We start from the raw sequence: 26,974 nt of genomic DNA on the forward strand, positions 1-26,974 counted from the left end.
GATTTTCGAACTTGAATACCAAGTCCAGACTATCAAGTGTTGGGAGGCGCTCCGTCATGTCGTTCTTTGAAATTTCCGATCCTGCCTTCGGCGGGTTTGTGATGGGAAATGCCCCGGTCAAGCAATTGGCAACCGGCTTTGATTGGGTGGAAGGACCGGTCTGGTTTGGCGATCTGGATTGCCTGCTGTTTTCCGACATCCCCAACAATCGTATTCTGCGCTGGACGCCAGATGGCAGTCTTACCACCTTTCGTGCGCCCTCCAATTTTGCCAATGGCCATACCCGAGACAGGCAAGGGCGCTTGGTGAGTTGTGAGCACGGCACGCGGCGTGTGACCCGCACTGAATATGACGGCACGATCACAGTGATTGCCGACAGCTATGATGGCAAGCGTCTCAATTCACCCAATGATGTGATTGTGGCTTCCGATGGGGCGATCTGGTTCAGTGACCCGCATTACGGCATCGCTACCGATTATGAAGGCACGAAAAGCGAGCAGGAATTGCCCTGCAATGTCTACCGTGTCGATCCATCCGGGGTGATTTCTGCTGTGCTGACCGATTTCAACGGGCCGAACGGACTGGCCTTCAGCCCGGATGAAAAACGGCTTTACGTCGCCGATACTGGCCGTATGCATAGCAGCGATCCGCAGCATATCCGCGTGTTCGATGTCGGTGATGGATGGACGCTGACCGGCGGCAACGTTGTTCATGTAATCGACAAGGGCTGTGCCGACGGCATGCGGCTCGACTCTGACGGCAATCTCTGGTCCTCGGCTGCCGATGGCGTCCACTGCATCGCCCCGGACGGTCATTTGATGGGCAAGATCCTGGTGCCGGAAACGGTCTCCAATCTCTGCTTCGGCGGGCGTGGCAAGCATCGATTGTTCATAACCGCAACAACCAGTCTTTATGCCATTTCCCTGAACCGGAAGGGCGCGGCCTGACAGGATCTATCTAGCAAAGGTCAGACCGACCATTTGCTTTTCACGCCAAGGCTTTCGATTGCAGAAATGGCCACAGCGATCCCGTCTTCTGCCCGCATGCGTTGACCAAGCGCTGTCGCATGATGGCGCATGTCGTCGCAGTCGGCAGAGATAATTGCCGAGGCTAGGGCATCTGCGGTCAAGGCAGCGCGGTCCAGCGCAGGCGGAGCAACGCCGAGTTTTTCAAGGCGGCTGCCCCAGAATGGCTGATCGCCAAAGAATGGCACAACCACCGAGGCAATGCCAGCACGTGCCGCAGCAGTCGTGGTGCCAGCGCCGCCGTGGTGAACCGCCAGCGCCATTTTGGGAAACAGCCAATCATGCGGCGCCCGGTCTATCCGGAAGATATTTCCGCCAGCCTCGCTATCAGCGCCGTTGAGCCCGCCCCAACCACTGGCAAGCACGATGCGTTTGCCAGTCTTGCGTACCGCTTGCAACACGATATCAGTGAAGCGGCCTCCATCCGGCCCAACCATGCTGCCGAAGCCGACATAGACGGGCGGAGGCCCACCTTTTAGAAAGCGCGTCAGATCATCCGGTGCGGCCCATGTCGAACTTTCCTGCAACTGCCAGGGGCCGGTAACCCGAACATTGGAGGGGAGCGAGGCAGGCGGCTCGACCAGCGTCGGGCTATAGGCAAATAGGCGCAGATGCGAACGAGGCTTATAGGTATAGGGACCACGCCAGGGATAAGGCGCCAACCGCAGGGCCGGACGCACGACCTCATTATAAGCGGGGCGCAAAATATGCCAAATCAGCATTTGCGTGGCATGACCAAGAGCCACATTGATTGGCCCCGGCAAGCTCCTCGCCCAATCCGGCAGCGGCAGAAGCGGCGGTTGCCGCGAGGGCAGGGTGGGGACCAATTGCGTTTCCGCGACAGGAAGGCCCAGATATTCGCCGAGCGCTGCGGCAAGATGAAAGACCATACCGTTGCCAATCAGCAGATCGGCACCCTCTGTTGCTCTAAGGCCTTGGGCAGGCCAACTGGCGGCCATGGTTTTCAACCTTCGCCGCGCCGCCTTGGCAATAGCAAGCGGTGAAAGACCGTTGGACAGCGTCGTCCGATCATTGCGCATCCAGTCAAGGAAATCGCCACGCAAGGGGGCGAATTCCAAGCCGTGATGGGTGACGAGATCGGCACATTGCGGATCGGTGGCAATTCTGACCTTGTGACCGGCCTGCTTCAACCCAACGCCAAGAGCAACCAGCGGCCGCACATCGCCTTCGGTGCCAATCGTGAATATGACGATCTGCATGGTTTACTCATTCACCAGATAGTGATGCCTGACATTGGCACCCGACATTGGACACATTCTAAAGCGGCTATTGGGCAAGTCACTCAATGCCCCATGCATTTTCTGCGATGCAACTTTCGAATTGCAATGTGCCAATGCTAGCGACTTGGCACTGCAACACGTCAGTCGTTCAGCTCCACTCCCCCTATCAAGCCTAAGAGGATTTTAGTCAGCGACGATGACGTCAGGCTCGGCTGGGCATGGCCATTGTGGCTTTGCGTCCGTCGCCCGACTGAAAACGGTCGGTCTGGATCAATCCAAGCATGATTGCTTTGACAACGGCCTGGGTACGGTTGACGGCTTCCAGCTTGCGCTTGACCGACTCCATGTAAAATTCAACCGATTTTTCGGAAATGCCGAGGATTTTGGCAATTTCCCATGACGACTTGCCCTTGGACACCCAGATCACGGTTTCCTTTTCCCGTGCCGACAGGAATGACCGTCGGCGGCGATAGCTGCCGATCAGGTGCTCTTCCATGACAACTGGCAGCGCACAGGAATGAAAGAATTGCGAGATAATGTGAATAAGATGCGCTTCCGGCAGGCTGTCCTGGAATTTTTCGTCGGGAATAACAGTCATGATTGCCAGTTCGCCATGGCGGGACATGAGAGGCACGGTCAGCCCGTTGGCAATGCCACGTTTTGCAGCATCTTCGATAACGCAACGCTCTTCTTCCGTCAGCTTGTCGCTATCGATGGCATCGTTCCAACGAAACGGGGTCTTGCGAGAGAGAGAAATCCCGACGATGGGATCGCAGTAGACATACCGCTCCGATGCGTATCGCTCAACCCATTCCTCTGGATAGTTGTTGATGCCGAATGTATGGCGGGTCTCATTCGTAGCATTCAGCACAGGGGTTTGAAGGATGTGATAGGAAAAATACTTGTAACCCAGTGATTTTATACTGGATTCCATGACGGCTTTCATCTCAGCGGCGGAGACGGCGGCATTGAGGCGCATAATAAAGCGATCGAGAGGATCTACGGTCTTATGTTTGATGTCATGCATGAAATAAAACTCCAAATCGTCACTTCGTGAAATTTTTGAGGCCGGGCATTCGGGGCCGGAAATTGGGAGGATTAAAACGCCCGCAAATATAAAATTCAGAAAATGCTGTTTTAATATTGGAAAATAAATGTAACTATTGGTAGCGCTTGAAAATGTGTTGTATTATGCGTCATGTTGCAGTGTAGCATTTACAAGCAGGGGGTCAATGTCAATTTGAAATTGAAACGGGTCAATTTCAATGGAAACAAAATCTGAACATTGACGCCTGCCACGCCCGTATGGTGCGTTTACGATTGGCGACTGCCCCAGATCAGGTCAGTTTTGCGCGCGCAAATTTCGTGTTTGTGGTCTGTTGTGGCACGAGTCCTGTTGTGACTCTGGGCGTTTTTAGGGGTAAATTCGCGTGTTGCGATGCAAAATCATCCAGGAAATATAACGTATTACAGCATCCTGTGTGCGGTTTATAAAACGCGAGGTTCTGTCAGAGGTAGCCATAAATGCCTGCCGCCCATTCTGGCGACGGCCTTGCCGCATTCGGCCTGCGAATATGCTCAGGCATTTGACCGCCTTGAGCATATTCTTCGTTGTCGTCGGCAGAATTTGCCGTCTCGGCTCTCGTTGGGTCTTTGGCTTATGCCGTTGTTTCAAGCGCCAGCAGGTCATCCAGCGTCTGGCGCCTGCGAATCAGCCGGTGGTTGTCCCCCTCGATCAGGACTTCCGGTGCGTACAGCCTGCTATTATAGTTTGACGACATGGAGGCGCCATAGGCGCCGGTGTCGTGAAACACCATGTAGTCGCCCGGTTGCGCTTGCGGCAGGTCGCGCTTTTCAATCGTCCCGAATTCGCCCTGGGTGAAGACATCGCCGGATTCGCAAAGCGGTCCTGCCACCACTGTCGGCACCGGCACGTCGCTGCGCGGCGCGCTATTATTCGGGGCGGGCAAGACGGAGATGCCGTGATAGCTGCCATACATCGCCGGGCGGGCCAGATCGCTGAATCCGGCATCGACAAGGATGAAATGATTGCTGCCCATGGTTTTGGTGGCCCGGACCTCGGCCAGCAGCACGCCCGAATCCGCCGTCAGGAACCGGCCCGGCTCGATTTCGAGCCGGATCTTGTGGCGCAGATATTCCTCGATCTGTTTGCGGGCGCTATCCCAAAGTGCAAAATAATGGACGGTATCGATTTCTTCCTCACCATCCTTATAGGGGATGGAGAGGCCGCCACCCGCCGAAATTGCCTCGATATCGGCACCAAGCTCGCAGCAGAATGTCACCATCGCCCCACAAACCCGTTGCAGATGCCGGTAATCGACGCCGGAGCCGATATGCATGTGCAGGCCGACCAGCGTCAGCGAGTAGCGCCGCACGGCGGCCAGAGCCTCCTGCAATTGCTCAAACCAGATGCCATGCTTGCTGTTTTCGCCGCCGGTATTGGTCTTATTGCTATGGCCGTGGCCGAAACCGGGATTGATGCGCAGCCAGACGCGATGCCCCGGAGAGCGTGCGCCAAGTTGGTGCAGCATATCGATGGAGCCGGCATTGACCTCGATTTTGTCAGCGACAACCCGGTCCAGTGTGCTGCGGTCAAACACATCGGCGGTGAAAACGATCTCGGCAACACCGGAGGCCTGGCCTGCGCCATAGCCCGCCCGTCTGGCCCGCTCGATTTCCCCCAGCGTTACGGCATCGACGACCACCCCGGCCTCACGCATTTGCCGCAGGATATGGGTGTTGGAGCAAGCCTTTTGGGCAAAGCGAATGACGTCGAAGGACGATAATTGCGCGATACGGGCGCGGATCGTGTCTGCGTCATAGACCCAGACGGGGGTTCCGTAGGTTTGTGCAAGCGTGGTGAGTGTGTCGTTTGAAAGGCATGTCATGGTATATGGATCGATCCGGGTTCGAAAATCGGGCGGCACATTTGAGCGCGGCATGTAGTAAAGGCAGGCAAACAATGGCGCGCGCGTGACATATGGCAAAAATACCGGCGAAGCGCTACAGGCGCGCCGCCGGTCTTGTGGCAATTTCAATCAATCAGGATGGCTGTTAAGACGGCAATCGAAAGCAGCTTTTACCGTGCGGCTTGCGCGAGCGCCTGATCCAGATCGGCAATAATCGCCTTTGCCTCATGCAGCCCGACATTGAGGCGGATGGTCCGATCGCTGACGCCGAAGCGGGCAAAGACATTGGTTTCCGGCGAAATGCTGAGTGCCGCCTTGGCAGGCACCACTAGGCTTTCCGGCCCGCCCCAGCTGACCCCGATCCGCACCAGTTGCAAGGCATCGACAAACGCCGCGACATCGATTTCATCCGTCACTTCGAACGAAAACAGCCCGCCAAAGCCTGTCAATGTGTTGCGGCCCGGATGATCGCTGAAGACCGGGTGCATGACCCGTCTTACGGCTTGGCTGGCTTTCAGCCAGTGCGCGACTTCGAGACCTGCCTCATGGTGGTGGCGCATGCGGAAAGGGAGTGTTTCCAGATTGCGCAATACCAGCCAGGCCTCGAATGGTGAAAGCTTGGCGCCGGTGTAGGGAAAGATTTCGCCGTTGATCCGGGCGATGTGTTCCTTCGATCCGGTGACGAGACCGGCGACGGTATCGCTTTGGCCGCCCAGATATTTCGAAGCGGCATGGATGACAAGATCGATGCCTGCGGCAATCGGCTTCTGATAGAGCGGTGTTGCCCAGGAATTATCGACAATGGTCAACACGCCATGACGGCGCGCCGCAGCGCCAACCGCGACCAGATCCTGAAGCTCGAACACCATCGAGGTCGGGCTTTCGAGATAGGCGAGTTTTGCGCCCGGCAGGGCGGAAATCAGACGTTCGGTATCCGTGCCGTCGATGTAATCGACGAGAACGCCGAAGCGCTTCAGCACTTTTTCGAAAAACCGGAAAGCATCGCTATAGACATGCCGGACCGTGACAATCCGGTCGCCTGGATTGACGAAGGCGAGAATGGTCGCGGCAATCGCGCCCATGCCGCTGGAAAACGCCCGCGCGGCCTCCGCGCCTTCCATCTCGGCGATCCGGTGCTCGAGGATCTGGACGGTTGGATTGTCGCCACGTGAATAGATTGGCTTGTGGGAGCGCCCGGCAAAGACGTCTTCCAACTCGGCATAGCTGTCGAACAGAAACAGCGATGTCTGATAGATCGGCGGCACGGCGGCATCGAAGGGGTCGTGACCGGTAAAACCGGCAGGGGGCGGAACCTGAATGGTTTTCGCAGCAGGGTCGAATCTGGGTGTCTCGTTCATGATAAACCTCTTGTCTCTGGATGGAGTGCGGACAGGCCGGGGAGTGGGCCGTCGCTGGAAGGAAGGTTGGAAGGGAGGATGGTCGCCCATTCGCGGCGGGCGACGACAATGCCGAGAGCGGCGGTCAGCACCGCCGCGGCGGCAGGCGCAATCGCAACGCCGGTAAAGCCGAGCCAGGCGGGCAAAAGCAAAAGAAGTGGGATCAGCATGTAACCATTCGGTGCCAGCCCGACCAAGGCGGACAAGCCAGCCCGTCCGCGTGATTGCAGCAGGACCAGAAGGACGGATTGGAAAGCTGCCAGCGGAAAGACCGGAAACAGCGGGCGAAGACAGGCGGCGGTTTGCTCGGCGACCTCAGGGCTTTCGGTGAACAGCCGGGCGATGGGACCTGCTGTGACCAGCAAGAGCGTGGAATAGCAGAGAGCAACGGGAATGGTGATCATCAGCATGAAGCGAATGGCGGCCTTGATGCGCTGGTCGTCACCCAGCCCCACGGCATGGCTGACGACGCTTTGCGCGCCAAGGCAGAAGCCGAAGACCGGCAATTGCCCGAAGGCAATCAGCCGGATGGCAATGGCAATGGCGGCAACGCCGGCTTCACCGCCGCTTTGGCTTGCCTGGCGCAACAACACCATGAAGCCAAGGCCGGTGACGATGCTGGTGGCGCAGGCTGGGATGCCAATGCTGGAGATCGGCTTCAGCAGGTGCCAGCGGATCAGGCTCAGATCAATTCTGACATTGCCCTTCCTACGGTAGAAATAAACAGCATAGGCCAGAAGAGCCGCAACCGTTGACACCATGGTGGCAATCGCCGCGCCCGCTTCCCGAAAATCGAGCAGGAAAATGAACACCGGATCAAGCGCGATGTTGAGGGCAAAGCTGGCAATCAACACCGTCATCGAGAAGCGTGAATTGCCCTCGGCAATGGCAATAAAATCACAGATCGCCTGCAACATGCCGAGCGTCACGCCAAAGGCGATCAGCCGTCCATAGATCAGGCCCGAGGCGAGAAGGTCGCCTTCACCGCCCACCGCCTGCACGAACGCTGGCAAGGCGAGGTAAATGAGCGTGGACAGCACGATGCCCATCGGCACAGCGGCAACCAGCGCCGTCACCGCCACCGAGGACGCGGCCTTCACATCGCCCTGACCGAGTGAGCGCGCCAGAAGCGTGGCAAGCCCGATGCCCAAGCCTTCCGTTGCGGCGCTAACCAGCAGAAACAGCGGCAGCACGAGGCTGACGCCTGCCAGCGCCTGCGGCCCCAATGCGCCGATGAACATGGCGTTGACGGCATGGTGGGCGGCGCTGGCCGTCAGCCCTGCCACGGCGGGCAGGGCAACCGTCATCACCAGCCGCTTGATGCGCGGATCGTTCAGATCCGCCGCCATTTTCGTCGTTGAAGACGTCATTACAGGCTGCCTCGCGCCAAGGAGCCTGGAATGTGGGAGCTTGGAACGTTAAGGCCATCCTTATCGACCAGACCGGTCAGGTCGGGTGAAAGCAGCTGGTCGGCAAAGAAACGTTCGCGCAACAGCATGACCAGCAGAGCCTTCTTATGGGAAAACTGCACATGCTTGATCTTGGCGAAGCCGGAACGGTCGAGATTGCGGATCTGCTGGTGATGATGGTGGATGGGTTCGCCGACGATGCGCCGCGTGCGCAGGTCGGCGAGGAACATGTAGTGCATCAGCGAGGGCAGCCAGGCGCTGACATAGGGTTTGCCGCGAAATGCATCCTCGCCGATTGCCACATGCCAGCCGCGATCATGGCTGTCAGCATCGTAATGCGGACCGAGCCGATCTTCCTTGGCCCAGTAAAGTTCAAAATAGCCGAAAGGCACGCCGTCGAAAGTGCCGATCAGCGGCAAGGTACGGGGGTCGGTCAGACGGTTTTCGAGAAAGTTGCGATGTTGGGAAAGCGTGCCGTTGTCTTCCCAGATCGCGGCGACGCGCGGATTGTTCATCCAACGGTGAAAATGCGGCAGATCCGCTTCTGGTGAGGCGACGTGAAAACCGAGAACCTTGTCCAGCCAGGGAATGAAGCGGCTATAGACCGGCCCAACCGGCTTTAGCGGGCGCATGGGATGCAAGACGCCATTGGTCATCACCGGAATGTCGGGATAGGCAGGCGGCACATGGCCGAGCCAGAGCGCTGGCTGCTGAAAAAAGCCTTGGGCTTTTGCGATCCAGCCGCCCTCTGTGGGGAGCAGCATGCCGGAAGCGGCAAAGGGGATGCAATCCACTCCTTCCGGGAGGTCCACGGCAAGCGTATGGATCTCCGGGTGGCAGGTCAGGATCGCCTCCAGTATGGCACCGAGTGTGGAAAAACTGCTGACTTGGTGGGAAGCGAGCGCCTCTATGGAGAGTGTTTCAACGATCAGCCGGGGCGTATCTGACCAGACGATATGGCCTCCGGCAATGACGGAACCGCTCTGCTCGATCCGCAAAGTATCATCATGCGCGATGACAATCAAAGATTGCAAAATGTTTAAAGTATAACTGCGGAAGCCACCTGCGGGAAAACGCAGGCTGGAGCAAGGCGTGCCGGTGTTTGATTGCAAGGTTGCGAGAGAGGCGTCCATATCTATGTCTCCGTTTGCGTCGTGGCCAAACCTGCACGGACATGGATCATGCCCGCGATAAAATAGTGCCACTCCCAGCACGACGAATGAGCGCTTCGCGAATTCACATGTATCGGGAAATTTAATTTCCGAAAATTTTCTTCTGAATTTTCCAACCTGTCATTCGTCATCAAGCCAATAGATTTGGCGAGAGCTGTTTCGGAAAATGAATAATAAAAAATCTAATTTTTTTTGGTATTGCTTTAAAAATAGATCAGAAATTTATTGAAGTAGAAAATTATAAATAAAAATTCAGATGAAAACTGCAAAAGCGCGAGGCTCTGGAAGCAATGACAATTCATGATCGGGCAACGACGGCCGCATCAATCGCCAAACCCGGCTTCGATGAGGGGCGTGCATGGCCATTATCATCGCAGCAATCACGGATCTGGCTGTTGTCGCAGGCGGGCCATGAGGCGGTCTATGGACGTCAGTCGATCGGCTTTCGCTTCGCGCCTGTCGGGGTTGATCGTGCACACGTTGGAATTGAAACGCTGGTGCGTCGTCATCCCCTGTTAAATCGTCGCTTTGAGGTCCGGGCGGGTGGGATCGTTTATCAGTTGCTCGGCCAAAAGCCCTTGCCTGTTGTCGAGTGTGATCTGGCAAGGAATGAGGATCTGGAGGTAGCCTTAAAGCAGGCGTCCGCCGCCTATTCCGGAAGGGCGCTCGACCTGGAAAAGGATGCCGCCGGTCAATTGACGCTATTTACGGCTGGGGGGCAGGCGGTTGGTGTGCTGTTGTCCTTGCATCCTCTTATCGGCGACCGGTCGGCACTCGACCGGTTGGCGGTCGATTTTCTTGTTGGACTAGATCGGCAGGTTGATCTGGTGGGCGAAGAGGCGGGTTTGATCGAGGCCTCACATTGGTTGGCCCAGGGCGCAGCGCTGCCCCAGACCTCAGATGCTGACGCCGATTTCTGGTTTCACCGGTTGGCTGCGCAAGAGACGGTGGCGATGCTGCCAACCCAGGCTCCAGCGGCTGGCGTGACCAGTTCTGATCAGCAGGCATGGCGCGAAAAACGCGTCGAGGTCGCATGCTCTGCCTCGACATCCGTGGCTGATGTGACGCAGGACAGCCTGGCGGCACTGGCCATTGTGCTTCGTCGCTATAGCGGCTGTGGTACCCAGCGGATCGGGCTGGTAACCCGGCAGGCGGATTGCCCGGTTGCGACCCGCACAGAAGATCTGTTGCTTGTGACCAGCGAGATCGACGGTCGTTTGGCTCTTGACGCAGTGCGCGAACGGCTGGCCGAGGGGGTTGCCACCGCGCTGTCCCACCCTTTGCCGTTCGAAGCGCTGACGAATGCCCTGGCGCGGCGCGACGATGGCTTCGAGGCCGCCAGCCTGGTTGCAACGGTGCTGGATGTGCGGCCCGCTCTCCAGGTGGAGGCCCAGGTTTTGGCCGGTCAGCCGGTTGCCGTTCTGGTGGAGCCGCCTGCGCGGCGCGATGCAGGTCTGGTGGTTACCGTTTCCGGCCTGGGTACGCAGACATTGGCGATCCGGCTGGGCTACGATCCGAAGAGCCATAGTGATGCAATGATCGACCGGTTCGCCCGCGATCTGAGCCTGGCGTTCGAGGCCCTGCGGCGTCAGCCGGAGCAGATGGTCAACGCGATTGCTTTCATGTCGGTTGAAGAGCTGGACCGGCTGTCAGCGCCCTATCTCGACCAGCCTGAGGCTGATGATGGCACGCCGATCCATCAGGTGATTTCGGCGCAGGCGCAGCGTAGGCCAGACGCTTTCGCGGTGGCCCAGGGCGATACGTCAATTACCCATGGCGCGCTGGAGGCCGCCGCCAACCGGCTCGCCCACCGGCTGGTCACCATGGGGATCGGCCCGGAAGACCGGGTCGCCGTGGCGCTGAACAAATCCATCGACGCGATCATCGCCATTCTGGCGGTGCTGAAAGCCGGTGGCGCTTTTACCCCGGTCGAGCCGGATCATCCCGAGGCCCGCAATCGCCATATCCTCAGCGCGCCGGGTCTGGCGCTGGTGATTTCGCGCAGCCGCTACATCACCGATTTGCCGCGTGACATCGGCACGCCGATCCTCAATCTCGACACGCTCGATCTATCCTCAGAAAGCACTGAGCCGCCGGTCATCGCCATTGCGCCAGCCCAGCTTGCCTATGTTATCTATACGTCCGGCTCCACCGGTATCCCGAAGGGGGTGGCCGTTGAGCATGGTCCGCTGGCGCATCATTGCAAGGCGACGCTGCGCATCTACGAAATGGATGAGAATTCCTGCGAATATCCGGTCCTGCCCTTTACCTCGGATGGCGGGCATGAGCGCTGGATGGTGCCGCTGATGGCGGGTGGCGGCGTGGTGCTGACGGCGGATAAGCTGGCGACGCCGGAAGATGCTTTCGCGCTGATGCGCAGGCACGGCGTCAACAATGCCAGCCTGCCGACCAGCTATGTGCGCGGCCTTGCCGAATATGCGGCGGAAAAGGGCGGGATACCGCAGCTGCGGCTTTATTCCTTCGGCGGTGAAGCGCTGTCTCAGGCGGTTTTCGATCTGCTGACCGACAATCTCAAGGCGCAGATGTTGATCAACGGCTATGGCCCAACCGAAACCATCATGACGCCGATGGTGTGGAAAATTCCGGCGGGAACCCGGTTCGAGGGTACGGTTGCGCCGATTGGCCGGGGTGTCGGCGACCGCCGCATCTATGTACTGGATAGCGATCTGGTGCCGGTGCCGGTCGGCGTGATCGGCGAAATCCATATCGGCGGCAGCGGCATTGCCCGCGGCTATCTCGGCCAGCCGGAGCTGACGGCGGAGCGTTTCATCGATAATCCGTTTTCCACCAATGGCGGGCGGATGTACAAGTCCGGCGATCTGGGCCGCTGGCGCGAAGATGGCACGGTAGAATTTGCCGGTCGTGTCGATCACCAGATCAAATTGCGTGGCTATCGCATCGAGCCGGGCGAAATCGAGGCGGTGCTGCGGGCCGATCCGAACGTGTCGGAAGCCGTGGTGCTGCTGCATCAGGACAGTGGACGCAGCGCGTTGATCGCCTATGTGGTGGCGCGTGACAATGAGGATGTGAACGTCAACGACCTTCGCCGCGCCGCCGTCACGGCCCTGCCGGATTACATGGTGCCGCAGCATATCATGGTGCTTGACGCTCTGCCGATGGGACCGAACAGCAAGCTCGACCGCAGCGCCTTGCCGCTGCCGAAGCTGCAACGTGACATCGTCGCTCCCGCCAACGACAAGGAATCCGCCATTCTGGAGGTCTGGAAACAGATCCTTGATATCACAGAACTCGGCGTGACCGAAAACTTCTTCGATGTCGGTGGCCAGTCGCTGGCGGCGGTGCGGATCGTCTCGCGGCTGAAAATGCAGCATCCGAAATGGCCGCTGACCATTGCCGATATGTTCAACTATCCAACGGTGCGGGATCTGGCGCTGGCGATGGACGAAAACCGGCAGGAGGACAAGGTCGGGGCGATCTATCTGCGCCGCGACGGCGACCGTCCTGTGCTCTATTGCTTCCCGGGTCTTCTGGTCAGCACGCGGGAATATATGCGATTGGTGGATTACCTCGGGCCGAACCAGCCGGCTACCGGCTTCGTCTGCTATTCGCTGACGGAAACACCGGCGCTCAGCACCAGGGTCGAGGATATCACCGCCCGCTATGCCGAAGCGGTGCGCAGCCAGGCTAAGGGACGGCCTTGCGCCTTTCTTGGCTGGTCCTGGGGCGGGCTTCTCGCCTATGAGGCAGCGCAGCAGCTTGGCAATGACGTCGATCTTCGGATGATCGGCATGGTCGATGTCTGCGACATGGGCGATGAATTCGCCATTGGCGTCTGGCCGCATTTCGAGCCTGGGGTGCGTGAGCGCACCCATGACGCCGTGCAACGCTGGCTAAAGGTAGCGCCGATGCGCGAGGCCTGGTTGACGCTGATGGCGGCGATGGATGCGGAGGTTTACGAGCAATTCCTGCATCATATCGTCAAGCATAACGTGCCGCTGCCTGTCGATGGTCCAGATATTGGCTCGGAAGAGCATATTTTCTGGGTTCTGCTCGATAACGCGATGATTTTCCGCAATTATCAGCTGGAAGCCTCGGAGTTCCGCATCCATGCGTTCTCGGCTGAGGATTCGGTGACGCGGGGCCTCAGCGTCATCGACTGGCGACGCTATTCGCCTAATGCGACGGCTTGCGAATTGGTGACTGGCACCAACCATCTGTCGATTATCGGCAAGTCCCGTTTCCATCAGCGCTTTGCCCAGCGGCTGGATCTGGCCATTCAAGTCAAGCCGTAATCCGGCTCTGTATTTTCCCTCCCTTTTGTTTTCAAACTCAGTCTGGAGTGCAATCATGACATCCCACGTGCTCGATCTGGCGGGAGCCGGAATTGGTCCGTTCAATCTCAGCCTTGCCGCGCAGCTGGATTCGATCCCAGCGGTCACGGCGCAATTTTTTGACAGCCGCCCGGCGTTTTCCTGGCATCCGGGCATGATGCTGCCGGGTGCCGATATGCAGACGTCATTTCTGAAAGATCTGGTCACAGGCACCAACCCAACCAGTCCCTGGAGTTTCCTGTCCTATCTGGTGCGCCACAAGCGCTTCTACCAGTTTTTGAATGCCGAATATGAGGCGGTGCCGCGCAAGGAATTTGCCGATTATCTGAGCTGGGTGGCTCGTGGTCTGCCATCGCTGTCCTTTGGTCAAACGGTGCGCCAGGTCGATGCGGCGGATCGGCTGTTGTCCATCAATGTGGATGGCACCCGTTTTCTGGCCCGTAACATGGCCGTTGGTATCGGCAAGAAACCATCCATGCCGGACTGGGCTGAAGGCCTGCCGAAATCGATGATTTTCCACAGCAGCGAGGCCACAGAGCGGCTCGGCGGCATCAGGGCGCGCAGGGTGGCGGTGATTGGCGGCGGCCAGAGCGGCGCTGAAATCGTAGATGCGCTGCTTGACTTGAAAAGCGTGGCTTCGATCGACTGGATCAGCCGCAGGGCGAATTTTGAGCCGTTGGACGCGACGCCCTTCACCAATGAACTGTTCACTCCGGCCTATATGGATCGCTTCCATGGTTTGGCCGAGGATCTTCGCATCACCCATACGCGCCGCCAGCTTCTGGCCAGTGACGGTGTTTCGCCTTCGACACTGAAGAAGCTCTATCGCCGACTGTATGAGCGGCAACTGGAAACAGCAGGCATGGATGACGGCATGATGTTGCGTCCGCACCGCGACGTGATCGCCGCCAAGCGCAATGGAGCGACAATCGAACTCACCATGCGCAATGGTTTTGACGACGCAATCGAAACGGTTGAGGTCGATATGATCGTCGCTGCCACCGGCTATCGCTTTGAATTGCCGGAATTCCTGCGCTCATTTGAAGACCGGATCGAGTACAACAGCCTTGGGGAACCTGTGCTCAATCGTGATTTTTCGCTTGCTTGGGACGGGCCGGAGGAAAACCGGATTTTCGTACTGAATGCCGGGCGTCATAGCCACGGGATTGCCGAGCCGCAACTCAGTCTGGCGGCCTGGAGAAGTGCTGTTATCGTCAATGCCATGCTTGGCTATGACTATTTCGATTTGGTGCAACCGCAACCTATGGTGCAATGGGAAAGTCAGGGGAGGGCATCCGAAATGTCTTCTCGTCTGGGGGAGGCTGCCGAATAAGGCATCCTACGAAAGAGTTGAGGCCGCTTTTCGGACCCTCCGATGAGAAAACAAAGTCCTATTGCATCGTACAGATTCCAACGTTCAGTACGATGCAATAGGCGGGGTCAATGCCGCCGCCGCACCGAAAGAAATAGCGGCGGGCGGGCGTGGGTTGCATTGATGCAAAGGCGTGTTTTGGGCATCACACGCCTTTGCGGTTGCATATTGTATATTCAATAAATATTGAAAATCAGTAGGTTGATATTGATTACAGAAATGGCAAGGGGCTCTCGATTTTATCTTGACTCATTAAATCATGTTTTCTAGTGTGCCCCGGAAATAAAGGGGGGAATTCCACGGTTTCAATCTGGGATTTCAAGGCGAGCCCGACATGATAGCCAATATTTCGCAATCGATATGTGACGAACAGATAAAAACTGCCCTGATGAACAAGTCGAAACTCCTGGGGGCCGCACGGCGAATTACCGGTTGTGCCTCTTTGGCGGAAGACATCGTTCAGGAAGTGCTTTTGCAACTTGTTGCAAAGCCATTGCCGCCGGATATTGCGGTTCCAGCGTCCTATATGATGCGGATGGTGCGCAATCTCGCCACCGACCATATGCGTCGGCTGCGTTATGAGCGGGGCCTGTTTGCCGTTGAGGAGGAGGGTGATAGCACATCCGATTACGGCAGCCCCGAAGAGCATTTGCGCGAGGTGGAAGCCTATCAGGCCTTCTGCTGCACCATGGAGGCTATGCCGCCCCGGACGCGTAAATTCTACGAGGACCATTTTTTCGAAGGGGTGCCGCAAAATATTATCGCCAGGCAGGCAGGTGTCTCCTGCGCCTTGGTCTGCGGGTTGTTGCGTGATGCCCATGCGCAATGCCTGGCTGCCATCTGCCCGGATGGGGTGAAATGCCGAGCCTCGAGCCGCAAAGGTAAACGCGATGCGTTGCCGACGCCCCCTCTAAGCGAGGAGGTGCATCCGCTCTACTGCAATCGTTCGGCGGCTTGACGCCGGGAGACCTCGACCGGGTTTACGATTTTGCCGTTGCGGATTTCTGAAATGCGGGTGGCGTTATGCCTGCATTTTCTGTCTGAAACCGCAATGGCGCACCACGTTTTTACGATAAAAATAATTGAAAAGATGAGTGATTATTGTGCTTGTTATTATCGAATTGACCGCCGACAAGGGTGAAATCTGCCGCGAGATCATGTCGGAACTGTCCGACTGGTTTACGGAGCCTGCGGTGATCGATGCCTGCGCGAATGCAGCAGAGACCTTGCCGATGTTCGGCTGCCTTGACGGGAACACTGTGGCCGGATTTGTCATGCTGAAACCGCATCTGCCCGATGCCGTGGAAATCGTGGCGATCGGTACCCGCCGGGCCTATCACCGCAAGGGGGCAGGCAGGCACCTGCTGTCAGTGGCGGAGGATTTTGCCCGCAAAGCCGGTTGCCGACTGGTGACGGTGAAGACCCTGGCACCACGTGGCAAACGGGAGCCGCAATACGAAGCCACGCGGGCCTTCTACGACCGGAATGGATTTATTCGCGCTGAGGTGTTTCCGACTCTCTGGCACGAAGATCATCCGTGTCTGATGCTTGTGAAGCCTTTGGCGGACGGGGAGTAATCGTCCCCAGCCGATGCGACTGTCCTGAATTCGCCTGAAATTGACAAACTCTAGCGACGGCCATCGGGCAGGGGGCAGAGGTCGCCACAGCCGGGAACGCCCGGCAAGTTATAGCGCAAGCAGCAGACCTTGCGCTGGAAATGGTCCATACCGCATTGGCGGCGCGCCAGTTTGATCATGCCAAACAGCGGATTGCGGCTGCCATCCGGCCAATGCTGGCTTGAGATGATCTCAATCGCCTCTTCCATCAGATGCGGGCCGGCCTGATTGCCGATTTCCTTGATGATCCAGTTGAGATAGACGGCGACATTGTTCCACATCAGCTTCGGCGCAACGCCGCAATGCCCGGCAATGAGGGTAATCAGTGGCGCGGCATGGTCGCGCAGGATGGCGTAGAGATCGTTTATCGCGGGGGGCTGGCCAGCGGGGCGGCCTGGACCTGACAGCAGGAACGCTTTTGGTTCGGCTGTCTGTGGATCGCAGACCAGCGATAGCTGGGAAAGCCCGAGTGATAATTGCCGCCGATGCACCAGACGGTGGACCGTAGGCGCAATGGTCAGGATGCTGAAATAATAGAGCGTCCACATCGAGATTACCGCGCGCTTGTCAGCGCCGGGAAACTTGCAAGTGTAGCGGGCGATGATATCGGCAAACACATCCGGGTCGGAAAGCGAGGCGCAAGGGATAATCTCGGCATCCTCAGGCGGGTCCAGCAGCAGTTTGCCGCGGCAAAAGGCAAAGCGCTCGTCGCCCGGCATGTCGGGCGACCAGTCATCGTCGATGGTGGGTAGAACGCCACGCACCAACGGCCTGGACATCTGGATCGTTGATCCCATGGGTTTTTCCGCCGCTTGATCGATCGCTTGCTGCAACCGACCGCAGATTAGAATGGGGATTTCCAGGCGTCAAGAAAACATGATGATAATAATCATATTTAACATCGGCAAGGCGGATTATGCGATTGCCTGTGCCGCCGTGCCTTTCGCCCGCATCCGGCGGCGATATTGGACCGGTTTTTCCATGAACCGACGCTGGAAGGCCTCGTAAAAGGTCGAGAGCGAGCCAAAGCCTGACTCGTAGGCCACTTCAGTAATCGGCATATCGGAGGAAATCAGCAGGGATTGGGCGGTGTCCAGCCGGTGGCGGATGATCGCCTGGTTGATGGTGGTGCCCACCGCACGCTTGAACAGGCTCATGGCATAATTGGGATGCAGACCTGCGGCGCGGCCGACATCCTCGGCAGAAATCGTGTCAGGTGCGTGTTCGCCGATGAAGCGCAGCATTTTTTCCACATGCAGCATCCAGCCCGCATCGCGCTGGCCAAGGCTTGCCAGCGCCGATCCCTGTTCGCGCAAGTCACGCCAGCCGTCCCGTTCGATCCGCATCAGGCGGGCGGTCAGTTCGCTGCGGACGATCTCGATATCGCCTTCATCGCCACCCAGCAATTCGTCACGCCAGCGCAGAAAGATTTCACGGTCCCAGGCCCGCAGGTGCAAAGCCTCGATGACGGCGCCGCGAAACACCGAGTCGCGAAACTGGCTGAGGCTGGCCAATCCCAGAAACACCGACATCGGCACATAAAGACAGATAAAGCGGGTGCCTTCCCGCCGGTCGATCACCTGATGGGGGATCATCCCCCAGAACAGGCAGAGCCGGCCTTCCGAAATCGTCAGCTCCCGGCCATCGAACCAATAGGTCATTGAGCCTTCCAGCACGAAATTCAGCTCGATTTGGCTGTGCATATGCGGCCCAGCCATCTTCTGGACATCCAGCAATTCTCCGGCGCAGAAGCGGTTATCGCCAAATACAACCAGGGGATGGGCGGGATCGCGCTCGGGGTGTACAGGTGTTGCACCAAGTCTGTTGATCAAGGGAGGACGTCGAGTCATTTCGCACCGAAAATCTTAGGATACCGGAATTTTAAGCCTGGATTTCGGAGGTAGATTGCGGCTTTCTGGCGCACGGTCAAGGCGCTTTTGCAGGAGGCAGACGCAAAGAAGCTGAGAGTTGCAGAGAGGGCAGGTTGTCTTGGGGCCGTTCGGCTGAGGCAAGACATCATGCTGGAGATATAAAATGTGACAGCGACCTTGAATGCCTTCTGCAGGCGACGAGGTTACTGTCATACCGCAGACAATGATTCCGGGGAGGAATGTGATGATTTGCTTTAAAATGATGCCGAGCTTGGCGCTTGGCTATGCATTGACCATGTCAACGGCGTTTGCTGGTCAGATTGTGCTCAATTCCGATCAGTCGGACCCAACGCCGAAAAAGGCGATGGAAGAGCTGCTGAAGGATTTCCAGGCCGCCAATCCTGACGTGACCGTCAAATGGAATAATTTCGACCACGAGGGCTATAAATCCGCGATCCGCAACTTTCTGACAGCTGACGCGCCGGATGTGGTGTCCTGGTATTCTGGCAACCGCATGGCGCCCTTCGTCAAGGCTGGCCTGTTTGAGGATGTCAGCGATATCTGGGCCAAGGACGATCTCAACAATCAGTTGAAATCCGCCACCAAGTCGATGGAAATCGATGGCAAGAAATGGGGCATTCCCTATTCCACCTATCAATGGGGTATTTACTACCGCAAGGATATTTTTGCCGCTCAAGGCATCACACCGCCCAAGACCTGGGCCGAGTTGCTGGCGGCCTGCGACAAGCTGAAAAAGGCTGGCATCACACCCTTTACCATCGGTACCAAGGCGCTGTGGCCGACGGCAGGCTGGTTCGACTATCTCGATCTGCGCGTCAACGGATATGAATTCCACATGGACCTGACGGCCGGAAAGGTGCCTTACACCGACCCGCGCGTCAAAGCCGTGTTTGCGAAATGGGATGAACTGATCAAGCCCGGCTATTTCATCGCCAACCATGCCGCACTTGATTGGCAGGATGCCATGCCGCAATTCGTGCAGGGCAAGGCGGCCATGTATCTGATGGGTAACTTTGCCGTGGCCCCGATGAAGGATGGCGGCTTGAAGGAAGAACAGATCGGCTTCCTGCAATTCCCGGAAATCACCCCCGGCCTGCCGCGGGCGGAAGATGCGCCGACTGAATCCTTCCACATTCCCTCGGGCGCCAAGAACAAGACGGATGCCCGCAAGTTCCTGGCTTATCTCGCAAAGCCGGAAACCCAGACCAAGATGAACGCCACCCTTGGTCAGTTGCCGATCAACAACAAGTCGGAAAAATCCAGCGATCCGTTCCTCAGCGCCGGTTTCGATATGTTGTCGAGCGCTTACGCATTGGCGCAATTCTATGATCGTGACGCGCCTGCCGATATGGCCAAGGCCGGCATGGAAGGTTTCCAGGAATTCATGGTCAAGCCTGACAAGGTCGATGCCATCCTGGCCCGTCTCGATAAGGTCCGTGCCCGCGTTTATAAATAATCGGTTCTCCCGACGGCCGGATGTCGCGCAAGTGGCATTCGGCCGATTTTCAGTCACAGAACGGCTAGGATGCTTCGCTATCCCTCAGCCCTTGCATTAACGGAGGTGCTGCCGTGAGCACTGCTGCTCCTGTTTCATCCGGATTTTGGAAGCGTCACCAGCAACGCATTGCCCCCTGGCTGTTTTTAGCGCCCGGTCTGGTGATGTTCGTCATCTATGTCGTGTTGCCGATTTTCCAGTCTGTCTGGATCAGCTTTCACGATTGGGACGGTATCGGTGAAAAAGTCTGGATCGGGCTTGGAAACTATCAGGAATTGCTGGGCGACGAGGCCTTTTATACCTCGCTGCAAAACAACCTGATCTGGTTGGTGCTCTACCTTCTGGCCATTCCCGGCGGTTTGGCGGTGGCGCTGTTTCTCAATCAGACTGTGACCGGCATCCGGCTGTACAAATCGCTGTTTTTCTTCCCTTTCGTCATCAGCCAGGTCGTGGTCGGCCTGATGTTTACCTGGTTCTATGCACCGAATTTCGGGTTGTTTTCCGTGCTCATCAAGCATCTGACCGGCTTGGATTTCGCGGTTTTGGCCGATGAGCGTTTCGTTACCTATGGCATCATCGTCGCTGGCCTCTGGCCGCAGACCGCCTATTGCATGATCCTGTATCTGACCGGTCTCAACAATATCAATCCTGAGCAGGTGGAAGCCGCCCGCATGGATGGTGCCAAGGGCTGGTCGCTGCTCAAAAACATCATCCTGCCGCAGCTGGCGCCTGCCACCTTCATCGCCATGGTCGTCACGGTCATCGGCGCGCTACGCTCCTTCGACCTGGTGTCGATCATGACGGCTGGCGGCCCTTACGGCTCCAGCCGGGTGCTGTCCTATTACATGTATGAGGAAGCGCTTTCGGAATACGGGTTCCGCATGGGCTATGGCGCGGCCATCGCCGTCGTCCTGTTCCTGATCATGATGGTGTTCATCACGCTGTTCGTCGTGCGGATGATTGGCCAGGAAAGGAATAGCTGATGTTTCCGACCCCGATCCAGAAAGCCTCGCCGATTGTTCGGTATGGCTACAATCTCGTTCTGCCTGTCGCGCTGGTTCTCTGGCTGCTGCCTTTGCTGGGCGTGGCGCTGACCTCGGTGCGTCCTGCGGGCGATCTGGCCGCTGGCAATTATTTCGGCATTCCCTCCGGCTTTGCCGGTGTTGAGAACTATTCCGCGGTGTTTCAAAACTCTCCGCTGGGCTGGTACATCCTCAATTCCTTCAAGATCACCATTCCAACCGTGATCGGTGCCGTCGCGCTGTCCTGCCTGACCGGGTTTGCACTGGCGACCTATAAGTTCAAGGGCAATATCGTCCTGTTCTGCCTGTTCGTTGCCGGCAATTTCATTCCCTTCCAGATCCTCATGGTGCCGGTGCGCGACATGACGCTGAAAATGGGGCTGTATGACACTGTTACCGGCTTGGTGCTGTTTCATGTCGCCTTTCAGACCGGGTTCTGTACGCTGTTCATGCGCAATTTCATCAAGGGCCTGCCGTTTGCGCTGATCGAATCGGCGCGGGTCGAGGGCGTGTCGGAATGGCGGATCTTTCGCTATATCGTGCTGCCGCTGATGCGGCCCGCCATTGCGGCGCTGTCAGTGCTGGTCTTCACCTTTGTTTGGAACGACTACTTCTGGGCCACGGTTCTCGTCCAGAGCCAAGCTGCCATGCCTGTCACGGCGGGGCTTTATTCGCTGAACGGTCAGTGGGTCGCCGCCTGGAACCTGGTTTCCGCCGGGTCGATCGTCGCGGCCTTGCCACCGGTCGCCATGTTTTTCCTGATGCAGCGGCATTTCATTGCCGGGCTGACACTTGGAGCAACCAAGGGATGAATGATATTGTAAAGATTGGCGCGGACGGGCTTGTTTTGAGCCTGCGGATGCCAGAGATCGGCATGCCGGAAATCATCGGTTTTGGCGAAACGCCTGTTGCTGGCTCGGCTTTGTCCGAGGTCGAACGCTCCAGCCGCATCAATGGCATGGATGAGGCCGTGCCTTCGGCGGTGCTGCTGCCGGTGGGTGGCATGGGCTTTTTTGGCTGGCCTGCCATTTCAGGTCATCGATCCGGCCGCGACTTCATCCTGCAATTTGCCGATTGGACGGTGGAAAAGACCGGGCGGATCACGCTGCTTTGCGCGCAGGATGCTGTGGCGGGCATGGCGATCACGCTGCGTTTCGAGACTTTTTCGTCGGGCGTGATCGGGATCTCCACCGACCTCAAGAATATCGGCGGTGAGGATTACATCCTGGACCGTTGCATGGCAGCGAGCTTCCTTGCTCCTGTTGGACAGGTTGATGTGGTCAGCTTCACCGGCATGTGGGGCCGCGAATTCCAGATCCGGCGCGAGAGGTTGGGAACCGGCCTTTGGGCGCAGGAAAGCCGCCGGGGCCGCACCTCCCATGACCGGTTTCCGATGCTGACAATCGAAGGCGAGGGGCAGAGCTTCGGTGTAACGCTGGGCTGGAGCGGCAACCACCAGACCGTTATCGACTGGCTGGACGATGGCCGCCGCCTCGTGCATCTCGGCGAGCTGTTCGAGCCGGGCGAAACGATCCTTGCGCCGGGCGAGAACTATCGCAGCCCGGTTGCCTATGCCGGTGCGGACCGGGCGGCTTTCCATGCCTTTGTCCGCAATGACCTGATGCATTGGCCTGATGGTGCGATGTCGCCGCGTCCGGTGACTTTGAATACCTGGGAGGGCAATTATTTCGACCACCAGATGGGATCGCTCAAGGCGCAGGCGACCTCCGCTGCCGAACTTGGCATTGAGCGTTTCGTGCTGGATGATGGCTGGTTTGGCAAGCGGGACGACGACACGACCAGCCTTGGCGATTGGGATATCGACGCCCGCAAATATCCCGACGGCCTGTCGCCGCTGGTCGATCACGTCACCGGTCTTGGCATGCAGTTCGGCATCTGGTTCGAGCCGGAAATGATCAACCCGGTCTCCACCCTCTATGAGCTGCATCCCGATTGGGTCTTGCAGGTCAAGGGCCGCCCTTTGCTGACATCCCGCAACCAGCTGGTGCTGGATCTGACACGACCGGAGGTCAGCGACTATCTGTTTGAAAAGATCGACGCGGTGCTGGCCAATCGTGCGGTATCCTATGTCAAATGGGACATGAACCGAGACCTGACCCATGCAGGTGGGCGCGACGGGCGGGCGAAAATTTCAGCCCAGACCCGCGCCGTCTACGCATTGATGGACCGGGTGCGGGCAGCCCATCCGCAGGTGGAAATCGAAAGCTGTGCTTCTGGCGGTGGAAGGATTGATTACGGCGCGCTTGCCCGCACCCACCGGGTCTGGACCTCCGATTGCACCGATGCGCTGGAGCGGCTGGAAATTCAGCGCGGTGCCTCGGTTTTCGTGCCACCGGAAGTGCTTGGCAGCCATATTTCGGCCTCGCCAAACCACCAGACGGAGCGCCGTCATACGCTGGCTTTCCGGGCGCTGGTGGCAATGGCCTATCACCTTGGCGTCGAGTTGAACCCGCTGGAACTGGAAGGCGAGGAACGTGCCGAGCTGAAGACCTGGATTGCCATCCACAAGCGGCTGCGGCCTTTGCTGCATGCGCCAAGCGCCAATTTTTCCAAGGAGCCGCGCGATGGGCGCTATGTCTGGGGTGCGGCGGACAGCAAGCGCATCGCCGTCTTCGTTGCTCAAGGCCCGCAGATGGTGGGCGAACAGCCTGAGCCGTTGACCCTGCCTGACGTCGTGACCCGCATCGGTGGGCGCTGGAAAATTGCCGCCACGCATCCGGCTCAGCCGAATTTCATTCGTATATCCGAAGGGCAGAAGCGCCTGTTGGCTGGCAAGGTCACGTTTGACCTTGCAGATCTCAAGCTTGGCGGCTTGCCGCTGCCGATGCTGCGGCCGGAAAGCGCGATGCTGCTGGAACTGGAACCTGTTGAGGGAGGAGACCACCATGGCTGATGTAAGCCTGCGGGGCGTCAAGAAACAATTCGGCGCGCTGAGCGTCATCAAGGGCGTCGATCTCGACGTCAAGGACGGCGAATTCTGCGTGTTCGTCGGCCCCTCCGGCTGCGGCAAGTCTACTCTGCTGCGGATGATTGCCGGGTTGGAGGAGATCACCTCCGGTGGGCTGACGATTGGCGGCAAGGATATGACCCGGATTGGTCCGTCTGAGCGCGGTGTTGCCATGGTTTTCCAGTCCTATGCTCTTTACCCGCATATGACGGTGCGCGACAATATTGGCTTTGGCCTGAAAATGACCGGCCATCCCAAGCCGATGATTGAGGCGCGGACCAAAAAAGCAGCCGAATTGCTGCAACTGGATGCGCTGATGGAGCGCAAGCCGGGTCAATTATCCGGTGGCCAGCGCCAGCGTGTCGCCATTGGCCGCGCCATCGTGCGGGAACCGGAGGTCTTCCTGTTCGATGAGCCGCTGTCCAATCTGGATGCCGCCCTTCGGGTGCAGATGCGCACGGAGCTGTCCAAGCTGCATCAGGATCTGAAGGCGACAATGATCTACGTCACCCATGACCAGGTGGAAGCCATGACCATGGCCGACAAGATCGTCGTGCTATCGGCTGGCCTGATCGAGCAGGTCGGCACGCCGCTGGAGCTTTATCACCGCCCCAACAATCTGTTTGTCGCAGGCTTTATCGGCTCGCCGAAAATGAATGTCCTGCCCGTGACCGTCGCGCCCGCCGACGGCGGCAAAGTGGTGGTGACGCTGGCCGATGGCGCGGCAATCACGCTGGATGCGCAGGGCAAGGCAATCAGCCCAGGCAAGATGACGCTCGGCATTCGCCCCGAACATATCGATGCGACGGGCAAGGGGGACCTTGTTCTGTCGCGGCCGGTTCGGTTGGCTGAATATCTCGGGTCCGAAACGCTGTTTTTCGTCACTCTGGCCGATGGCACAGAGTTGTCCGTCAAGGCGGATGGACTGGCGACGGCCAAGCCGGGTGAAACCCTGTCGATCGGCATTCCCGCCGCCGCTTGTCATTTGTTTGACGAGGCAGGCAAGGCGGTGATCAACGGAGACCTGACACGATAATGCTGGGCGTTTGCTATTATCCCGAACATTGGCCGGAGAGCCAATGGCATATCGACGCGCAGAACATGCGCAGGCTTGGCATTTCCTATGTGCGCATCGGCGAATTCGCCTGGTCGCGGCTGGAGGCAAGGCGGGGTCAGTTCACCTTCGAATGGCTGGACCGGGCCATCGATATTCTGCATGCGGCGGGCCTAAAGGTGGTGCTGGGCACCCCGACCGCCACACCGCCGAAATGGTTGATGGACGAGCATCCAGACATTGCGCCCTATGATGCGGACGGGAATGCGCGCGGCTTCGGCTCACGTCGCCATTATAGTTTTTCCAGCGAAATCTGGTGGGCCGAAAGCGCTCGAATCGTTGAAGTCATCGCCAAGCGCTACGGCACCCATCCGGGCATTGTTGGCTGGCAGACCGATAACGAATACGGCTGCCATGACACCACCGTATCTTGGGGGCCTGAAGACCTGAAGGCCTTCCGCCGCTGGTTGCGGATGCGGTATCAGACCACCGACCAGCTCAATGAGGCCTGGGGATCGGTGTTCTGGTCGATGGAAGTCAACAGTTTCGATGAAGTCGAGCTACCCACCCGCACCGTGACCGAGCCGAACCCGGCGCAGCGGCTGGATTTCTGGCGCTTCTCCTCCGATCAGGTGGCCGCCTATGATAAAATGCAGGTGGACATCATCCGCAAGCATTCGCCGGGCCGCTGGATCACCCATAACTTCATGGGTTTCATCAATGATTTCGATCATTTCCAGGTGGGCGACAATCTCGATCTCGCCAGCTGGGACAGCTATCCGATTGGCTTCGTCGAGAAATTCCCGTTTACCGAAGACGAGCGCAATCGTTGGGCGGAAACCTCCCATCCCGATATCGCGCCGTTCCACCATGATCTCTATCGCGGTGTTGGCCGTGGCCGGTTCTGGGTGATGGAACAGCAGCCCGGCCCGGTCAATTGGGCACCGTGGAACCCAGTTCCCAAGCCCGGCATGGTCAGGCTGTGGACCTGGGAAGCGCTGGCGCACGGGGCCGAGGTTGTCAGCTATTTTCGCTGGCGCCAGGCACCGTTTGCGCAGGAGCAGATGCATGCAGGCCTCAATCTGCCGGGGCTTGATGAATGGTCGGTGGGCGGGTTGGAAGCGCATGCCGTTGCTGGCGAACTGGCAGCGCTTGGCGATCTGCCAGAGAGTGTTCAGGCACCGGTGGCCCTGGTCTATGACTATGCCAGTTATTGGGCGACGACGATCCAGCCGCAGGGCCGGGATTTCCGCTACGAGGAATTGGCGTTTCGCTGGTACGAGGCAGCCCGCCGCCTGGGGCTGGACGTGGATTTTGTGCGCCCTGGCGCTGATCTGTCCGGTTATAAACTGGTGCTCGTTCCCTGCCTGATGCAGGTGAACGAGACGGCGCTTGCGGCGTTTAAAAGCGCTGACGCCGTCGTGCTGTACGGCCCGCGCACCGGCTCACGGGACGAAAAATTCCGTATTCCGGAAAACCTGCCGCCCGGTCCGCTGGCTCCCTTGACCGGCACGCGCCAAACCCAGGTCGCCTCACTACGTCCCGGTCTTGGCGATAGCGTTTCAGGCTCAGTTTCGGGCCGGGCCATCCGCTGGCGGGAATATCTGGAAACCACGGCAACCGTCATCGCCACATTCGAAAACGGCGATCCGGCCCTGACGAGCCGGAACGGCCACTATTATCTGGCCTGCTGGCCCGACGAGGCATTGCTGTCTTCAACACTGGCGGTGCTGGCGAAAAAGGTTGGTCTCGAAACCCTTGTTTTGCCGGAGCATATCCGCATCCGCCGCCGGGGCCACTTCACCTTCGCCTTCAATTATGGGGCTGAGGACTGGACCATTCCGGTATCGGGCGAGTTTGTCTTGGGCGGACCAGTGCTCAAGCCGCAGCAATTGGCGGTATGGCTCTGATTTTCAGGGCTTGATTGCTGATATTGTCGAGAAAATGCGTCTCCTTTTCGAGGAGGCGCATAGTGTCATGCTTGGGCTTGTTTGGCGCGTTGACATCTCGGAAGAAGGCCGGCAGGACGGAGCAGGCAGTCCTATCAGTTTCAGCAGTTTTCACGCTT

19 protein-coding genes are annotated in these 26,974 nt (G+C 58.2%); 11 read left to right on the forward strand and 8 right to left on the reverse strand.

The annotated features are described in order from the left end of the window. Positions 1-56 precede the first annotated feature (56 nt). Positions 57-947 carry an SMP-30/gluconolactonase/LRE family protein gene (locus AVCG78_RS20355; protein ID WP_071584415.1) on the forward strand — a complete coding sequence of 297 codons (891 nt, stop codon included), beginning with the start codon at positions 57-59 and terminating at the stop codon, positions 945-947. A 20-nt stretch (positions 948-967) separates the two neighbouring features. On the opposite strand, the gene AVCG78_RS20360 is transcribed toward AVCG78_RS20355, so the two are convergent. From AVCG78_RS20360 to AVCG78_RS20385, 6 genes are all read right to left on the reverse strand, one after another. Beyond that, positions 968-2,245 carry a glycosyltransferase gene (locus AVCG78_RS20360; RefSeq protein ID WP_071584414.1) on the reverse strand — a complete coding sequence of 426 codons (1,278 nt, stop codon included), beginning with the start codon at positions 2,243-2,245 and terminating at the stop codon, positions 968-970. 223 nt (positions 2,246-2,468) lie between these two features. Continuing rightward, complete coding sequence (locus AVCG78_RS20365) at positions 2,469-3,293, reverse strand: helix-turn-helix transcriptional regulator (RefSeq protein WP_071204161.1); 825 nt, start codon at positions 3,291-3,293, stop codon at positions 2,469-2,471. 631 nt (positions 3,294-3,924) lie between these two features. Then, positions 3,925-5,175, reverse strand: coding sequence for a diaminopimelate decarboxylase (lysA, locus tag AVCG78_RS20370; protein ID WP_071204200.1), 1,251 nt, complete (start codon positions 5,173-5,175; stop codon positions 3,925-3,927). 191 nt (positions 5,176-5,366) lie between these two features. Further along, positions 5,367-6,554, reverse strand: coding sequence for a PLP-dependent transferase (locus AVCG78_RS20375; protein WP_071204163.1), 1,188 nt, complete (start codon positions 6,552-6,554; stop codon positions 5,367-5,369). Further along, positions 6,551-7,963: an MATE family efflux transporter gene (locus AVCG78_RS20380; RefSeq protein ID WP_071204165.1), complete on the reverse strand. Its 1,413-nt coding sequence runs from the start codon at positions 7,961-7,963 to the stop codon at positions 6,551-6,553. Before AVCG78_RS20380 ends, AVCG78_RS20375 begins: the two co-directional genes overlap by 4 nt. Next, positions 7,963-9,135, reverse strand: a complete 1,173-nt coding sequence (locus AVCG78_RS20385; RefSeq protein WP_071204167.1) for a GNAT family N-acetyltransferase — start codon at positions 9,133-9,135, stop codon at positions 7,963-7,965. The genes AVCG78_RS20380 and AVCG78_RS20385 overlap by 1 nt, the downstream gene beginning before the upstream one ends. A gap of 329 nt (positions 9,136-9,464) precedes the next feature. Between AVCG78_RS20385 and AVCG78_RS20390 the strand changes: the two genes are divergently transcribed. The 4 genes from AVCG78_RS20390 to AVCG78_RS20405 all read left to right on the forward strand — a co-directional run bounded on the left by AVCG78_RS20390 (position 9,465) and on the right by AVCG78_RS20405 (position 16,436). Then, on the forward strand, positions 9,465-13,448 hold the full coding sequence (locus AVCG78_RS20390) for a non-ribosomal peptide synthetase (protein ID WP_156582613.1): 3,984 nt from the start codon (positions 9,465-9,467) through the stop codon (positions 13,446-13,448). 55 nt (positions 13,449-13,503) lie between these two features. Further along, positions 13,504-14,820: a lysine N(6)-hydroxylase/L-ornithine N(5)-oxygenase family protein gene (locus tag AVCG78_RS20395; RefSeq protein ID WP_071584410.1), complete on the forward strand. Its 1,317-nt coding sequence runs from the start codon at positions 13,504-13,506 to the stop codon at positions 14,818-14,820. 373 nt (positions 14,821-15,193) lie between these two features. Continuing rightward, entirely contained in the window at positions 15,194-15,817 is a 624-nt protein-coding gene (locus AVCG78_RS20400) for a sigma-70 family RNA polymerase sigma factor (RefSeq protein WP_071206471.1), read from the forward strand. A 199-nt stretch (positions 15,818-16,016) separates the two neighbouring features. Beyond that, positions 16,017-16,436: a GNAT family N-acetyltransferase gene (locus tag AVCG78_RS20405; RefSeq protein ID WP_156582626.1), complete on the forward strand. Its 420-nt coding sequence runs from the start codon at positions 16,017-16,019 to the stop codon at positions 16,434-16,436. Positions 16,437-16,486: 50 nt separating this feature from the next. Here AVCG78_RS20405 and fhuF read toward each other — a convergent pair whose 3' ends face one another. Both fhuF and AVCG78_RS20415 read right to left on the reverse strand, forming a co-directional pair. Then, a complete protein-coding gene (gene fhuF / locus AVCG78_RS20410) occupies positions 16,487-17,272 on the reverse strand; it encodes a siderophore-iron reductase FhuF (protein WP_071206467.1) in 786 nt (261 codons plus the stop codon). 117 nt (positions 17,273-17,389) lie between these two features. Further along, positions 17,390-18,325, reverse strand: coding sequence for a helix-turn-helix domain-containing protein (locus tag AVCG78_RS20415; RefSeq protein WP_071584409.1), 936 nt, complete (start codon positions 18,323-18,325; stop codon positions 17,390-17,392). A gap of 265 nt (positions 18,326-18,590) precedes the next feature. Between AVCG78_RS20415 and AVCG78_RS20420 the strand changes: the two genes are divergently transcribed. The 6 genes from AVCG78_RS20420 (at position 18,591) to AVCG78_RS20445 (ending at position 26,816) form a co-directional block, all read left to right on the forward strand. Continuing rightward, positions 18,591-19,823 (forward strand): ABC transporter substrate-binding protein, encoded by a 1,233-nt coding sequence (locus AVCG78_RS20420; protein ID WP_012654053.1) that lies wholly within the window; start codon positions 18,591-18,593, stop codon positions 19,821-19,823. A 113-nt stretch (positions 19,824-19,936) separates the two neighbouring features. Next, complete coding sequence (locus AVCG78_RS20425; protein WP_071203131.1) at positions 19,937-20,845, forward strand: carbohydrate ABC transporter permease; 909 nt, start codon at positions 19,937-19,939, stop codon at positions 20,843-20,845. Next, a complete protein-coding gene (locus tag AVCG78_RS20430) occupies positions 20,845-21,696 on the forward strand; it encodes a carbohydrate ABC transporter permease (RefSeq protein ID WP_041698573.1) in 852 nt (283 codons plus the stop codon). The genes AVCG78_RS20425 and AVCG78_RS20430 overlap by 1 nt, the downstream gene beginning before the upstream one ends. Beyond that, a complete protein-coding gene (locus AVCG78_RS20435) occupies positions 21,693-23,798 on the forward strand; it encodes an alpha-galactosidase (protein WP_071584408.1) in 2,106 nt (701 codons plus the stop codon). Before AVCG78_RS20430 ends, AVCG78_RS20435 begins: the two co-directional genes overlap by 4 nt. After that, positions 23,791-24,888 carry an ABC transporter ATP-binding protein gene (locus tag AVCG78_RS20440; RefSeq protein WP_070147400.1) on the forward strand — a complete coding sequence of 366 codons (1,098 nt, stop codon included), beginning with the start codon at positions 23,791-23,793 and terminating at the stop codon, positions 24,886-24,888. The genes AVCG78_RS20435 and AVCG78_RS20440 overlap by 8 nt, the downstream gene beginning before the upstream one ends. Next, a complete protein-coding gene (locus AVCG78_RS20445; RefSeq protein WP_071203136.1) occupies positions 24,888-26,816 on the forward strand; it encodes a beta-galactosidase in 1,929 nt (642 codons plus the stop codon). The genes AVCG78_RS20440 and AVCG78_RS20445 overlap by 1 nt, the downstream gene beginning before the upstream one ends. The last annotated feature ends 158 nt before the right edge of the window (positions 26,817-26,974 follow it).

This window comes from Gillisella vitis (assembly GCF_021559775.1).
Lineage (GTDB): Bacteria > Pseudomonadota > Alphaproteobacteria > Rhizobiales > Rhizobiaceae > Allorhizobium > Allorhizobium ampelinum.

What these genes read in the sequence shown, in the direction of transcription:
- lysA (WP_071204200.1), bottom strand. Translation starts at nt 5,175, where the DNA reads ATGACATGCCTTTCAAACGACACACTCACCACGCTTGCACAAACCTAC.
- AVCG78_RS20365 (WP_071204161.1), bottom strand. Translation starts at nt 3,293, where the DNA reads ATGCATGACATCAAACATAAGACCGTAGATCCTCTCGATCGCTTTATT.
- AVCG78_RS20440 (WP_070147400.1), top strand. Translation starts at nt 23,791, where the DNA reads ATGGCTGATGTAAGCCTGCGGGGCGTCAAGAAACAATTCGGCGCGCTG.
- AVCG78_RS20445 (WP_071203136.1), top strand. Translation starts at nt 24,888, where the DNA reads ATGCTGGGCGTTTGCTATTATCCCGAACATTGGCCGGAGAGCCAATGG.
- AVCG78_RS20430 (WP_041698573.1), top strand. Translation starts at nt 20,845, where the DNA reads ATGTTTCCGACCCCGATCCAGAAAGCCTCGCCGATTGTTCGGTATGGC.
- AVCG78_RS20385 (WP_071204167.1), bottom strand. Translation starts at nt 9,135, where the DNA reads ATGGACGCCTCTCTCGCAACCTTGCAATCAAACACCGGCACGCCTTGC.
- AVCG78_RS20415 (WP_071584409.1), bottom strand. Translation starts at nt 18,325, where the DNA reads ATGACTCGACGTCCTCCCTTGATCAACAGACTTGGTGCAACACCTGTA.
- AVCG78_RS20360 (WP_071584414.1), bottom strand. Translation starts at nt 2,245, where the DNA reads ATGCAGATCGTCATATTCACGATTGGCACCGAAGGCGATGTGCGGCCG.
- AVCG78_RS20405 (WP_156582626.1), top strand. Translation starts at nt 16,017, where the DNA reads ATGTCGGAACTGTCCGACTGGTTTACGGAGCCTGCGGTGATCGATGCC.
- AVCG78_RS20375 (WP_071204163.1), bottom strand. Translation starts at nt 6,554, where the DNA reads ATGAACGAGACACCCAGATTCGACCCTGCTGCGAAAACCATTCAGGTT.
- AVCG78_RS20395 (WP_071584410.1), top strand. Translation starts at nt 13,504, where the DNA reads ATGACATCCCACGTGCTCGATCTGGCGGGAGCCGGAATTGGTCCGTTC.
- fhuF (WP_071206467.1), bottom strand. Translation starts at nt 17,272, where the DNA reads ATGGGATCAACGATCCAGATGTCCAGGCCGTTGGTGCGTGGCGTTCTA.
- AVCG78_RS20400 (WP_071206471.1), top strand. Translation starts at nt 15,194, where the DNA reads ATGATAGCCAATATTTCGCAATCGATATGTGACGAACAGATAAAAACT.
- AVCG78_RS20420 (WP_012654053.1), top strand. Translation starts at nt 18,591, where the DNA reads ATGATTTGCTTTAAAATGATGCCGAGCTTGGCGCTTGGCTATGCATTG.
- AVCG78_RS20355 (WP_071584415.1), top strand. Translation starts at nt 57, where the DNA reads ATGTCGTTCTTTGAAATTTCCGATCCTGCCTTCGGCGGGTTTGTGATG.
- AVCG78_RS20390 (WP_156582613.1), top strand. Translation starts at nt 9,465, where the DNA reads ATGACAATTCATGATCGGGCAACGACGGCCGCATCAATCGCCAAACCC.
- AVCG78_RS20435 (WP_071584408.1), top strand. Translation starts at nt 21,693, where the DNA reads ATGAATGATATTGTAAAGATTGGCGCGGACGGGCTTGTTTTGAGCCTG.
- AVCG78_RS20380 (WP_071204165.1), bottom strand. Translation starts at nt 7,963, where the DNA reads ATGACGTCTTCAACGACGAAAATGGCGGCGGATCTGAACGATCCGCGC.